The sequence below is a fragment of the Aureitalea sp. L0-47 genome (assembly GCF_026126405.1).
Classification (GTDB): Bacteria; Bacteroidota; Bacteroidia; order Flavobacteriales; family Flavobacteriaceae; genus Pukyongia.
In genome coordinates this window covers 339,511-353,945 of record NZ_JAFMTQ010000001.1, presented here as the reverse complement: position 1 = coordinate 353,945, position 14,435 = coordinate 339,511, and the positions used below count along the sequence as shown (strand labels likewise).

11 protein-coding genes are annotated in these 14,435 nt (G+C 39.0%); 2 read left to right on the top strand and 9 right to left on the bottom strand.

Annotated features, from left to right (window positions below; translation table 11 throughout):
* Positions 1–35 precede the first annotated feature (35 nt).
* Complete coding sequence (locus J1N09_RS01580; RefSeq protein WP_265197636.1) at positions 36–1,469, top strand: MFS transporter; 1,434 nt, start codon at positions 36–38, stop codon at positions 1,467–1,469.
* 23 nt (positions 1,470–1,492) lie between these two features.
* Positions 1,493–2,401: a glycosyl hydrolase family 17 protein gene (locus J1N09_RS01575; RefSeq protein WP_265197635.1), complete on the top strand. Its 909-nt coding sequence runs from the start codon at positions 1,493–1,495 to the stop codon at positions 2,399–2,401.
* A gap of 10 nt (positions 2,402–2,411) precedes the next feature.
* Here J1N09_RS01575 and J1N09_RS01570 read toward each other — a convergent pair whose 3' ends face one another.
* The 9 genes from J1N09_RS01570 to J1N09_RS01530 form a co-directional block, all read right to left on the bottom strand.
* Positions 2,412–5,204: a triple tyrosine motif-containing protein gene (locus J1N09_RS01570; RefSeq protein ID WP_265197634.1), complete on the bottom strand. Its 2,793-nt coding sequence runs from the start codon at positions 5,202–5,204 to the stop codon at positions 2,412–2,414.
* 316 nt (positions 5,205–5,520) lie between these two features.
* Complete coding sequence (locus J1N09_RS01565) at positions 5,521–7,608, bottom strand: S46 family peptidase (RefSeq protein ID WP_265197633.1); 2,088 nt, start codon at positions 7,606–7,608, stop codon at positions 5,521–5,523.
* A 182-nt stretch (positions 7,609–7,790) separates the two neighbouring features.
* Entirely contained in the window at positions 7,791–9,155 is a 1,365-nt protein-coding gene (locus J1N09_RS01560; protein ID WP_265197632.1) for an outer membrane protein, read from the bottom strand.
* On the bottom strand, positions 9,152–9,766 hold the full coding sequence (locus tag J1N09_RS01555) for a YceI family protein (protein ID WP_265197631.1): 615 nt from the start codon (positions 9,764–9,766) through the stop codon (positions 9,152–9,154). Before J1N09_RS01555 ends, J1N09_RS01560 begins: the two co-directional genes overlap by 4 nt.
* Before the next feature lie 418 nt (positions 9,767–10,184).
* Positions 10,185–10,565 carry a hypothetical protein gene (locus J1N09_RS01550; RefSeq protein ID WP_265197630.1) on the bottom strand — a complete coding sequence of 127 codons (381 nt, stop codon included), beginning with the start codon at positions 10,563–10,565 and terminating at the stop codon, positions 10,185–10,187.
* Between the two features lie 320 nt (positions 10,566–10,885).
* A complete protein-coding gene (locus J1N09_RS01545; protein ID WP_265197629.1) occupies positions 10,886–11,647 on the bottom strand; it encodes a hypothetical protein in 762 nt (253 codons plus the stop codon).
* Positions 11,648–11,914: 267 nt separating this feature from the next.
* Positions 11,915–12,292, bottom strand: coding sequence for a hypothetical protein (locus J1N09_RS01540; RefSeq protein ID WP_265197628.1), 378 nt, complete (start codon positions 12,290–12,292; stop codon positions 11,915–11,917).
* Between the two features lie 295 nt (positions 12,293–12,587).
* A complete protein-coding gene (locus tag J1N09_RS01535; protein WP_265197627.1) occupies positions 12,588–13,364 on the bottom strand; it encodes a hypothetical protein in 777 nt (258 codons plus the stop codon).
* 193 nt (positions 13,365–13,557) lie between these two features.
* Positions 13,558–14,073: a hypothetical protein gene (locus tag J1N09_RS01530; RefSeq protein ID WP_265197626.1), complete on the bottom strand. Its 516-nt coding sequence runs from the start codon at positions 14,071–14,073 to the stop codon at positions 13,558–13,560.
* Positions 14,074–14,435 lie beyond the last annotated feature (362 nt).

The following is a 14,435-nucleotide window of genomic DNA, read 5'->3' as shown; positions in this document are numbered from 1 at the left end:
ATTAGATTAAAACTAAATACACAAAACACTCTGGAATGAATAAGACTATATCTCGCAAGAAAGTACCATTAGGACAAAAAATTGCTTTTGGATTAGGCATGCTTGCCAATCAAATGTTTCCTGCTATACTTGTTATATTTATGGTAGTTCTTGTTCAGGACCTTGGATTCCCTGGCTGGATGTGGGGTTTAATATTTTTTGCCCCAAGAATATTTGACGCAATCACCGACCCTATAATGGGTTATATTTCTGATAATACGAAATCAAAATGGGGAAGACGCAGGCAATATGTATTTATTGGGGGCCTGATCATGGGGATAGCATATATTTTCATGTGGCAACTTTATAAGGAAAATTCCCTTGAATATAATTTTTGGTATTTCTTTTCATGGTCTTTAGTTTTCTATCTGGGACTAACTATTTTTAGTGTACCCTACGTAGCGATGGGCTATGAAATGAGTGATGACTTTCACGAACGCACTAATATCATGGCCGTTGCGCAATGGATAGGACAATGGGCATGGGTAATAGCTCCTTGGTTCTGGGTTATTATGTATGACCCGGATTGGTTTCCATCCGCCGAGGTAGCCGCAAGGGAACTTGCAATATGGGTCGCGATTCCTTGTGCATTATGCGCCATGGTCCCTGCAATCTTTATTAAAAGTGAGTCAACCCTAGGTAAAGATTATGAACCTCTGAATCTTTCCAAAATCGGCAATAGTCTTAAAAAGATCCTCACCAGCTTTGTAGAGGCTTTTAAAATAAAAGAGTTTAGAAAATTATGCATTGCCACATTCTTAATCTTTAACTCATTCAATACGGTTGCTGCTCTTACTTTTTTTGTCATTGTTTTTAAGTTATTCAATGGTGATGCTGGAGCAAGCGGTCTATGGGTCTCTTTATTTGGTTGTTTGGGTGCATTGGGCACCACATTCATAGTAATTCCAACAGTTACCTGGATGTCTAAAAAAATTGGAAAGAAGAATACATTTTTGGTATCACAAGGCATTTCGGTAATAGGTTATATTATGTTATGGTTCCTGTTTGTGCCTGGTAAACCCTGGATGTATATTTTAGCCCTTCCTCTTTTTTCATTTGGTATAGGTAGCTTATTTACTATCATGATGTCTATGACCGCAGATGTTATTGATATAGATGAATTAAATTCCGGCTTACGTCGAGAAGGAATATTTGGAGCCATCTATTGGTGGATGGTGAAGGTTGGTTTCGCCATAGCCGGAGGCTTGAGCGGCGTTATTATAGCTATAGTCGGATTCAACCCAGAACTTCCAACAATTGATCAACAAGGGGCCGTGGACGGATTACACGCCTTCTTCTGTTTTTTCCCAATGGCCGGGACTTTAGTAGCGATGTGGGTTATGAAGAGCTACGATGTTACAGAACAACGCGCCAATGAAATTCGAGCTAAAATTGAAAGCAAAAAGAATTTTCCGAATCAAGAAAATTAAAGAACAACATAAATATATTTAAAATGTCATATAGAGGAGAGCATAACTTCTTATTAAAGAATACTGATTTTACCACCTACGAAGGTGTTAAATTCAGCAAGTACTCGTTGGAGGAATTAAAGAAACTTTGGCGGGAAACCCTGGAAAACGGAATGCATGGTTTGTGTTTTAGCATGTATGAAGACGGACAGAACCCCGGAGATATCATTTCCGAAGAACAAGTTGAGCGAAGGATTAAGATCATCAAGCCTTTTACAAAATGGGTGCGATCTTTCTCTTGTATAGAAGGGAATGAATATGTCCCCAGGATCGCCCACAAACATGGCTTAAACACTATGGTTGGCGCCTGGTTAGGGGATGAAATGGATAAAAATGAACAAGAGATAGAAGCTCTTATAGCATTAGCTCGTGAAGGTGTTGTTGATATTGCAGCTGTAGGGAACGAAGTTCTATATCGCAACGATCTGAACGAGGAGCAGTTGCTCGATTATATTCTACGTGTTAAAGAAGCCATTCCAGGAATACCTGTAGGCTATGTTGATGCATATTATGAATTCACCCTACACCCCCGGATTGTGGATGCCTGTGACGTGATCTTATCCAATTGCTACCCCTACTGGGAAGGTACTGATATTGATCATTCGTTAAATCATATGCAGCAAATGTACGGGCAAGCAGTGCAAGCTGCTAAAGGAAAGCGAGTGATCATCACCGAAACAGGGTGGCCCAGCCAGGGGACCAATCTAAAAGGTGCGTATCCTTCTGCGGACAATGCGATGAAGTATTTTATCAATTCACAGCTTTGGTCGGCTAAAGACAATATAGATATGTTCTATTTCTCATCCTTCGATGAGTCCTGGAAGGTTGGACCGGAAGGAGATGTAGGAGCTTATTGGGGCCTTTGGGACAAGCATGAAGAATTGAAGTTCTGATCCCGGCTTATTACAAACTGATAAAATAATCATTCAGATTCGCATTACGGGGAAGCTCGATCTTCTTGCGTAACCTGTAACGCTTGATTTCAACACTCCTGGGTGAGATATTGAGCAGTGGGGATATTTCTTTGGATGAGAGATTCAGTCTTAGATAAACACAAAACCGTAAGTCATTAGGAGTAAGATCCGGGTGGAGTTCTTTCACCTTCTTAAAGAAGTCTTTATCCGCATGATTAAAGGCCTCTTCAAAAAATTTCCAGTCGTCTTCATTGTTGAGGTTTTTATTGATAACCTTGATAACATTTCTGATCTTAGTCGGGTCCGAAATGTTCTCAAGTTCGGCTTTGATATCATTGAGAATGCTGTTCTTTTTGATGAGATTCATTGTGGAAACCGCTAATTCCCGATTGCGTGATTCAATGTCCGAGTTAAGACTTTGATTCTTCAACTCGATGATCTCCTTTTGAGTAGCCAGTTCCTTAAGCTTCAATTCACGTGTCTTTTCTTCCAGTAGTCGTTGGCGCTGTTTTCTATAATATCGCCTGTAAAAAGAATTTATACCGATAAATAAAAGGATGAATGCAATGGTGTAAATAGCCATGGCAATATTGGAGACATACCATGGTTTGTTGATCACAAAAGAATAAGAAGCTATATTGTAGGATTCGCCATTGTCCTTGGCTCTAACCATAAACTCGTACGAGCCATGAGGAAGGTTGTCGAAGGATATACTAGAACTTGTACTCCAGCTGCTCCATTGGTCATAGATCCCTGCGAGTTTGTATTGGTATTGCGTTGTATGAAGCTTGTTATAATCCGGAGAACTGTATTGGAAAGTAAAGTAGTTTCGGGCAGCAGGAAACTCTCCCTCTGTTCTTAAATCGATCAATTCGGTTTCGCCTGACCGTGAACCTGAGATAACGCGATTTATGGTGATCTGATTGAAGTGCTGTGGTCGACTATCAAGATCCATGAGCAGATAACCACTAGAGGTTCCTATGAGATACTTCTGATGATCTAAATGCGTAATGTTCTCGTATCCGTCAAGAGCCGTGCGTTGGGCAACCGGGATGGAAATTTTGTTGGTCTTCAGTGTATTGTTAAGTCTCTCGGCAAAAATATAGACCAGGGCGTCTTTGGTAAACGCCCACAGCTTACCGGTTTCATCAGCAATCAATTTCCCGGTAATATATTGGTCATCACCAAAGATTCCGCTCAGGGATTCATCTTTTATGAATTCTTTTGAAGTATCGTCGTACTTGAAAAAACCATTGCGATATGCATAATAAATGGTTCCATTAAAAGTGGCTAAACTCGAGTGAGATCCCTTTTGAACCGATGATATTTCGCTAAACTCTTCGATCTCGGTTAAGTCTTTGTTAGGGATGAGTCTATAAACACCTTTGTATTCATGACTAACCAGTATTTCACCACTGTCTGAGATCTCAAAGTGCTTTGATGAAATATCAAAGCCCGAAATTTTATTCCGAAGACCCCACGAACCATTTTGCCGCTCCAATACATACAGACCTACATATCCTCCTTGTAGCAGTAAATCATCTTCACCGGGTATTTCCCTTATGTCCCATGTACCTTGGATATTAGATATTCGCACAGCTTTTCCATCAGAAATCAAATACGTCCCAAAATTATGACCGCAAAAAAGTTCACCTTTAGCTACACGTAAATTCCATACCTGTCCTTCAGTTCCCTGAACAAGGGTAAACGCTTCGCTTGAATTATAGGTTTTGTAAAATAAACCTTGGTTGGTCCCAATATACAGAAAACCATTATGGATGATCGAAGCATAAGTGGTTCCAAGTCGCCCGTTTCGGTTGAAGTAGTTCCTAAATGGGGCTTTGGTATTCACACAATCGATCCCATTATCGAGGCCCACCCAGATGTTTTCCTGGACATCTTCAAACAAGGACAGAGCCGTGTTATCACTCAATCCGCTGGATTGATCGATCTGGTATCTGAGTTCGCCATTTTCAGAAAGCACTACTATTCCGTTGGCGATGGTTCCTAAAATCATATCCCCGTTAGATAGTCGGATGCTACTGTAGATACTTAATCCTTCAAGCACAGGATCTGCAGGAACAGACCAGGGTTTTACATTCTTATCGGCTATTGTATAAAATCCTTTAGATGCCGTTAAAAAAACTACGTCATCGTTTCGCATGAACATATTAACCAGGACATTTTCCTTGAGCACAGGGTCGTCTGAGATCAGTTTGCTCCTCTTGTTTTCGATAGCGAAAAGGCCTTCATTTAAAACCTGAAAGTAGAAATCGTTCTCAATTTCAAACAATTTGGTGATCGTATTTTCTACCTCGAGGAATGAAATGCTTTCGTTGATCACGTGATAAAGATATATTCTGTTTAAAGATTGAAACAAGATCCATTCATCATGATTAATGATATTCCAAATCTGTTCATCTACGATCATATCAAGCTCCTCTTTCTTTACCAGCGATGTATAATTGAGGTTACCTTTATTGTCGTACTCCCAATACCCGAAATCCATGTAACAACCCGTATAGATCCGCTTACCGATCGATTTTACAGATCTCAGGATGGTTTCATTTGGGGTAGGATAAAGCGTCCATCTTGCCCCATTATATTCCAACAACCCCTTGTTATTCGCTACATAGATATAATTATCATCAGATTGTGAGATCATCCAATTCTGATTGTCTGCACCATAAACGTTGGGAGGATAGTTGGCAATTGGAGGAAGCTCCTGTGCAATACAGAAAGTATAAGACACGATTAGTATAACCGTAAACAGTCTTTTCAATGTTGGATAGATTGGTTTTAGGAAGGTAAGTTAAGTATATTCTCTGAAAAAGTACTCCAGGGATACATATTCAAGCAAAAGCAATCGGGCATTCCTTTAAAAGTATTAAAACAGGTGTATTGTAAAGGAAACCATACCAAGTAATGAAGACAGTCGTCTCAGACAAGCCTTTCATTGGTTTCTAATTTCCTGGACTCACGTTGTTTTAATCTTGACTTTGATACGTTTCTTCGGAACACTCAGCCACCATATAAATTCAACAAACACAATGTGTTTATTTACATTAAGAAGAATTTCTGCTTATACTTATGCGTAACTACTTCTTCGGATGAACTAGTTTCATTTCCTTGATCAAGTGATCTGCTCCCGCGTATTTGTCGATGATGAACAAGACATAACGCAAATCAACCATAATGTTTCTGCAAATCTCCGGATCGTAGTAAATATCACTCATGGTGCCTTCCCAAACCCGGTCGAAATTTAACCCAACTAAATTGCCTTCAGCATCAATGGCAGGACTTCCGGAATTTCCTCCGGTGGTATGATTGGTGCCTAAAAAGCAAATAGGCAACTTACCGTTCTTATCGGCATAATCTCCGTAATCTTTGTTTTCGTACAATTGACGTAATTTTTCGGGAACATCAAATTCGTAATCACCGGGAACATACTTCTCAATTACCCCATCCAAATAGGTCACGGGCTTATAATAAACAGCATCTCTTGGGGAATAGCCATTTACTTTACCATAGGTAACCCTAAGGGTCCTGTTAGCATCCGGGAAATAGCGCTGGTTAGGCATCACCTCCATTAGCGCCTTCATGTATTGAGTTTGGAGGGCATTTATTTCAGTATTAAGTCTTTTAAATTCCGGATCTACATTTTGATAAAAATCGAGAACAAATGGCTTCGCATAAATGTACGCCGGATCATTATTGAGCTTTGTAACTACCTCTCTCATTTCACCATTTAAAACGGCAAGGGATCTTTCCAGATCGACAAAAGCGGTGGTTTCATAGATAGAAGCATCTATATTATCTGTAAACAAGGGCATCACATTTTTATAAACCCCTTTATCCACTTTAACACTGTAGTTCTTATGTATGGATCTTATTTGATTGATTGTTCTGTCTCTGGCCTTTTCAAAAGCTGTCTCTCCTTTTTCAGAAGCCATTTCCATTTGGGTTAATCTTACCATCATCCGCATAAGTTCATTCGTCACTAAAAAGACTTGAGAAAAGCTGTTTCGCTTTAAGTTGATATCTTCAATTTCCGAATAAAGATTTTCCAATTGAGGAAGGATATTTCCATATTCCGCAGTTTTGCCCTGGTTGTGCAATGCCTTTAAAAATTCAGCTTCAAAGTCCTTTTTAATAGTGACAGCTCCACTTTTTTCAATCCCCAAATTTTCACCAATCCACTTCTTCCAGGAGTTGGCTATCCTGGCTTGTTTAGAGGCATATTGAATTCTAACAAGATCATCCTCCTTCATATTGGCATCTATCACCTTTAAAGCAGCTTCCCGTATAGTAATGTTCAAAGGATTTACTTTTTGGGTGATCTGCTCTATTGCTACCGCTGGCAGATACTCGTTGGTTCGTCCCGGGAATCCAAATACCATGGTAAAATCGCCTTCCTCAATTCCATCTAAGGAAATTGGCAGGTAGTGTTTTGGTGTATACGGCCTGTTGTCTTCGCTATACTTAGCCGGTCGATTATTTTTATCGGCATAGATCCTAAAGAGTGAAAAATCACCTGTATGTCTCGGCCATACCCAATTATCTGTATCGCTACCAAACTTTCCGATACTCACTGGTGGAGCACCTACTAACCTGATGTCTTCAAAACGTTCTGTAATAAACAGGAAGTACTGATTCCCTTTGTAAAAAGGGCTTATCTTAAACCCCTGCCAGTCTTCTTTCTCTATGGTTTTCTCAAAAGCATTTCTGTTCTTGTCGATCTGAGATTGTTTTTCCCTTGGGCTCATATCATCTGTAACCCTTTTTAACATGACTTCCGTTACATCTTCAATGCGAACAATGAATTCTACAAATAGACCTTCGTTAGGAATTTCTTCTTCGAAGCTTTTGGCCCAAAAACCATTTTTTATGTAATCCTTTTCCAAAGAGGAATGCGACTGAATTTGGCTGTAGCCGCAATGGTGATTGGTAAGCAACAGTCCTTTCTCGGAAATGACCTCACTGGTACAGCCACCGTTAAAATGCCCAATAGCATCCTTAAGACTGGAATTATTGACGTCGTAAATGTCACTTGCACTGAGTTTACTACCTAAACTCCGCATTTCTGTTTCGTTCATACCCTCTAAAAGAGAAGGAATCCACATTCCGCCTTGCTGAGCATTCAGCTGAAAAACAACCAGAAAAATAATTAGTTTAATGAATCGCATTGTGAAGAATTTAAGTGAAGGCTTAAAGATAATAAAAGCTCTTCTTATGATTTTGGTTGGACGCTTTCCATTGGTTACTGATCTCTCAGTACCACTTCGTTTTCAATAACGCCGGTGTTTATAAATTAATCCTAAATAAAAAGGGGCCGAATAACGGCCCCTTCATCTAACAAAAAATTAAACTAGAAACTTATTACGGATTCTATCACGACTCCGTTAAATTTCCCTTCGTTAAACTGACTTCCAACTGGGAAATCATTATATTCCTGATTTACATATTCTATCTTAGCAAGAACATTTTTAGTAAAGAATACACCAGCGCCTAAATTGAAGCGGTTAATAGTTACGTCACTCGTCATTCCCTGCATTTCTCCAGAAGCGGTATTGTAACGACCACCTACATAGAAATTTTCGTTATTTCCGAATCTATAAAGAACTTCGGCCATAATATGTGTCCAGGTTCTGTCTGTATTATTACCGGAAGCATCAAATTCTGAGTTGGCCCGACCTGTAGAAGTTTCATACAAACCAAAGAATTCAAAACCCTGGTACTTTACAAATGGGTTTATCATAATAGCGGTAACTTCGTTATTGAAGCCCGGATCAACCCTACCTGAAGTAAAGTAACCTCGACCACCTGAAGAGGCATTGGCATCTTCCATAACGAAATAGTATCGAGAACCTCCCCGGTCTGCACCATAGAGATATACTCTTGCACTATGAGCAGTGTTGTAAACAGATCCTGTTAATCTCAACCTGAGATCTTCACTAAGCTGCTTGTCCCATCCAAGTTTTCCAACTACTGTAGGAGAAGTAGTTTCAGGATTATCTACGGCCTGATTTAATTTTCCGTTATACAATCCAACCATTGCCAGCCATCCATTATTACGATAATAGAACTCTCCACCTACTTCCTGGGCAAAACCGTCCAGAAGTGAATTTCCTACAAATGGATTGTAAATAGCTTGGGCATTGTCAGTTCTTCTGAAATGCTGGTCCCCGTAGTTAATTTCCATGTGTCCGACCTTAACGGTCACTTTATCCATTACATCACTGAGTAATCCTTCCTGAATCCAGTTAAGATTATCTATTTGGATATAACCTCCTTTTACCCATGCTTCCGGGTGGTGACGAGAAGATAGGTAGGTACGCAAGTGCATACGCAATCCATCGTGAAGTTCCACGTCCAGATCAAGGTTAGCGGTAGCCAGGTTAAAGTTCGATCCGATTTCCTTTAAAGGAAGATTTGCATTTCCACCACTACCATCATCCATGAACCAGGGACTGCCAGGCATAATTGTGCTTTCAGCAGGTCGGCCATTTTCATGATCCAACGCCTGGAATTGAAGGGTAGAGGAACCACCAATTCTAACACGAACGCCGTCGAAAGCTTTTATCACGGCCGTATCTTTAGGGGATTCAAAGACATTAATACCCTCTTTTGAAGGCTCTCTGTAGTTGTTCAGACTACGTTTATTCTGTCCATATACAGAAACAACGCTGAACATAATAAATAATACTAGTAATTGTTTTATTAGGCGTTTCATAACACTATAAAGTTTAAATTAAAGACTATTGTTATATCATTTCCAGTTTTTAATGTTCCGAGCAAGGCAGTAGGAGGTTCAATGTCATAATCGGTCATTTTCATTGGCTTGCGTCCTTTGATATTCATAATTCCATCCTTCAGTTCAATATCAACATCAATATTCACCGGCTTTACCACCCCGGCGATATCCAAGGAACCATTTAAGCTTGCTTTATATTTAGAATTTCCGATTTCCGAAATGGAATTAATTTCTTTGAATCGATAAATAATATTTGGATGGTTCTCATGCTTTAAAGCATTGTAGCACTTTTTGTCCATTATCCTTTTTCCACTTTTCAAAGTGGTTACACCAACCTTGATATTTATATGTTCAAGGTTTATAGAATTATCACCATCGTTGTATTCGAGTTTTCCCTTGCAGGAATTTGAGATCATTTCCCAATCGTGAAGTGAGGAAGTTCCCTCAATCACAAAACTGGATGTCAAAGGATCGCATGAAAGTGATTTTAATACTGGTTCCGGTTCTATTTCTGCTACGGATTGGGCTTGAAGATTATTTCCCTGGATTTGGATCACCAGGAACGCCAATAGGTATTTCAAAGTCCTCATTGATTTTTTGTTTGTAACATTTGATACAAAACTAGTTTCGGATTTAGAAATGACGTATGACTTATGTCATGCTTTCTCAGCTTTTTATATGATAATTATCATTGTTATTTTGAAGATTTCTAATATAGTCCGATCGATCTCCTTTGACTCTAGCATATCATTCACCATGATCTTCAACAAAGATGGTGTATAATAGCTGAAAGGTGAATGATCTCTGTATTCTGCAATTCATCCATTACAAATGCATTGTTTAATTCTAATAACTCAGGAGGAGTGAGTATGTTAGCCGATTTTTACATGAAATATTATATGGCAAACACCAAAGTGCTGTCAAAATATCCGGCGTCAGGTTCCGAAGAACCCATATAAAGGTACATGGAAAGCAAATCCAATGTATATTATTAACCTCTACGAATTTTTACTTAAAAAGTGGTTTATAGGCATCCCATCTTCTAACAATAAGTAACACGTTTAAAAGCCCTACAACGAAAGCAGGCCATGCTTTAGAGAATTCTCCATTTGAAATACTGAAGATGAGAAAAGCAACAGACAGTGGAGCCAGAACTATAAGGATAAAGGCGGTCCACTTGTTAAAGATCAGGAACAACCCAATAATTATCTCAAAAATATACAAGGCAGGTAAATAGGCGGCTACAGAGTCTAAAAAGTCTTGCGTTACCTCAGGCATTTCACCGTAACTGGAGGGCAGAAAATGAAAGAACCTATTAAGTGCATACAAAATTAAAAAGAGTCCTAGGGCGGTTCTTAAAACCATGAATAGTGTGTCGTTTTTTTTCATAATTAGAATGTTAGGTATTTGTACTATAAATGCTCGTCGCTACTTAAAAATATGGATGTTTAATGAAGTTTACAGATTAAAAATTAAAGCTACAGCCTGTTTATCAGGACGTTAAATTAAGCTTTGCCTTTTGATTCCAATATGATTTATGTCATAAGAGGTTGTTCACCCTAAACAATAAAGCTCTCCTCCTATGCTAAAGCTACGGTGGACAATGCCCCCTCTTTCGCTAAAGCTACGGAGGACAAGTCATCCAAATCAGTTCCAACAAATAAAGCCCATCCGAAACGGATAGGCTTTATTAAATCATTTGATGTATTTTAGTTCATCATGCCCGTTGACAAGGCAGGTACCAACTCCATAGTCTCTGTCCTTTCTCCCCAACTTTCAAGAGCAGCATCAAAATTTATCCGGTCTTCTCTGAAGGTTCCCCATCCAAATTGCTCATTATAGTCTTCTTCAAAAGTTGAATCGTGATCAGTCCATGGTCTGTCCTGATATGAGTTCCAACCTCTTACGACAACATACATATTATCACTGCCACCACTGATGCATCTAAACATCAATTGTACATTCTTGTTTCCTCTTTTTTCCATCGTTTTTGTGATGCGAGCAACAAACCTTCTGAAGTGCAAGGTTCCACTCGGCTTCACATCGAAAGTGGTTCGCTCTAAATATTTCGAAGGAGTCCCCGGATTTTCAGGATCCCAGTTCAAGGTCGCATTGTTCATGCGGTCCCATCGCATCTGTCCACTGGATGATTCCACAAATTTGGATACATTTTTCTGCCAGTATTGCCCTTCGGCAGACCGATCCATATCGTAATCTTTAGGGTACTTCATGGATTCTACGCGTTCGTAGGTTCCACTGTTCTTTCCTGTAACTACCCTGTACGTTATAATCCCTGTCTCCGCAGTATTATTAAACATTTGCATCTTTTTAGCAACTGCCGCTTCAAAGTCCGCACTCATTCCTTGTTTTACGGTATATCTCCAGGAATTCCAATAGTCGTTTTCCGCATTGCGCTGCGCAAAAGAACTGGCACATACGAGTAGGGCTAGCCCAATCAATAAATTTTTCATAATTAAAATGGTTATAGTTAGGTAAGGAAGGTAGCTGTTATATTTTCAGCTTATTAACTTTTTCGACAATAGCCCTTTAACAGGGCTGAACTGCACATAAGTTGGCCTAATAAATAAAAAAATTACAGAGTTCCCTCGATGATACATCCCCGAACCCTTATTCACAGCAGCTGTTATGGGTAAAAAAAAAGCCCATTAGTCTTAGGCTAATAAGCTTCTTATTGGTTAGTTTTTACAGGCTAAGAGCCAAGCCTCGATATATTTTGTTTAATCAGATCCCAGAAATTTCAACGAATTAAATTTTTCATCGCAGAGATCAACATCCACCGGAGCTCCGTTCAATACATTCTGAGAAATTCCCTTACCGTAACGCTTCCATATGTTTTCTAGTTTGACTTGTCCATCGGGCATGACGAACTGGACCATATATCGGTCGTTGGATTTGCTCAATTTTACCACCTCTTTAGTATCTCCAATACCAAATCCTATACCCGAAAAATAGTCACCCACATCTTCCGCTTCATAGGTTGTGATATCGCTGGTATAATATAAATCCAGACTTCCAAATGAGAGTTTTTTATCACCACCGCTCGAACAGGATATAAAGAGTATGATTAAAAAGCTAATGAAATATGTTCTTCTCATAATTATATTATTTTAAAATCCATATTGAATAAAAACAGTATTCTGTCTGCTGAAAGATAATAAATTATTGTAACAAATTGAAAATGAAACATTAAGGTGTTAATTGACAGAAAAGTGTAGAATCAGAGTAGTGATCGGATTTTGCTTGTTAATGAATTACAAAGCATCACATCAGAGGATGAAACATCTCCAAACAAAAAAAGCCTCTCCATCTAAGGAAAAGCTTCTCATTGGTCTATTTCTAAACCACTCGATGCATTTCTGCATCGCAACACAACTTCTTAGGTTGCGGCCTCTAATAATATTCAAGGGTATAGGATTCTACATATTCCGATCCATCTTCAGTTGTTACTCTGACGGTAGCATTGGTTGGATATCCCATTGAATTATATTGATACGTATAATTCCTTCTATAGTTTGTATTATTCAAACCAATCATTGACTGAGCGTTGTTCACTCCTATTATGTAAAACTGAAAACTCAACTGTACGACAGATATCTTCTCAAGTCCCTTGATATTGGAAAAAATATTTGGATTATTATCATAACTAAATTCAAACTCATAATTTCCTTCGTCGTCATATGATTTAAGTGCTACTACATTTCCATTGCCAAACCAAACATTAATCACCCGTTCTGAGGTTGTTCCATCCGGACTCCCAGTTATTCGCCGAACAGTAGCCTTGTTTCCGCTATATTCAATGGTTTCATCCACGTACCAATTATTTGAATTTGTCCAATAGGAACGCATAAGCCTTGAATTTGAATCATACTCGTACTCAGTTATAGAGGAAGAATCTCCTCGATACTCTTCTTGTCTTGATAGTAATTCCCCATCATAGAAAAAGTCACAACGCTTCTCGGGGAATTCAATTCGGATTAATTTATTCTCTTGACAGTTGAATTTAATCTGAAATTCATTTCCATCTGAATCTAAAACATTTATAACTTTTAAAACTAAGGACGTTTCGCTATTATCTGTGTCCAACGGAGCGGGATCGTTTTCCGAACTGCAGGCTTGAAATGTAAACATTAAGCCAGAAACTATTAAAAGGTAAATTAAGTTTTTCATAACATTGAGATTAATCGATATAGATAGAAAAGTTTGTCAAAATATGCAATGATCTAAGTCATTGACAGTGAAGGGTTCAAATAAAAAAAGCGTCCATCTACACTAAAGTTTTGGAGGACAAGTCATCCAAATCAGTTCCAACAAAAAAAGCCTCTCCATCTAAGGAAAAGCTTCTCATTGGTCTTATACTTCTTTACTCAACGAGGTAAGAATATTTTTGAAGCAGAGGTAGTTGTGCTGCATAAGTTTCCAGGCTTCCATTGATGTCGAATGATCTTCTCCCTGTTGCGGCCAAAGCCCCAAGACCTGTGCCAATAGCGGCCGTACTACCTACAGCTATTGCATCCCAGTAGTCAGGAGTAAGATCCCATCCGGAACTCGAATCATCCGATTCGTTCAGCAAAATACCAACTGTAGCACCTACCGCAAATCCAGCAACCGCACCTATTAGCACCTGCCCTTTCCGGCGCACCTTAATTTTGCTTATCTCTTGGGATTCTATCGCTATCAAATCTTGTGATAATAAATCTTTACCGGGATTTACCATTATTCCCTCTGCATCTGCAGAATGCAAATAACCTTTGATCTTCGCGCCATCAATTGTAGTGACCCACGTCTTGTAGACTTTCACTTTCAGTTCTCTCTCCTGTGTATACAATTCCGAAGAAATAAAAAGTACAATTAAACTAAGTATCCATAATCTTTTCATAACCTCAGGATTAATCTATTATATTAGAGATAATTGTAAAAACAGGCAATGATATAGGTCATTGACACGAACAAAAAAAGCCCATTAGCCACAGGCTAATAAGCTTCTCATTGGTTTCCAATTTCTTGGAACCACATCCGCCTTTGGCGGACAACACAACATCTTTATTCCTGCGGAGGCAGGAATCTCACCCGGAGTATGAACTCTCTTCGATGAGATGCCTTCCTTCGAAGGCATTTTGCGGTCTGGACGAGACTCGAACTCGCGACTTTAAGTTATTGATTTTTATTTAGTTAAAGTATTTTAACTTTATAAGTGCACCGAATTGTAAGCCTTGCCTTGACTAACTTGATGTACTACTA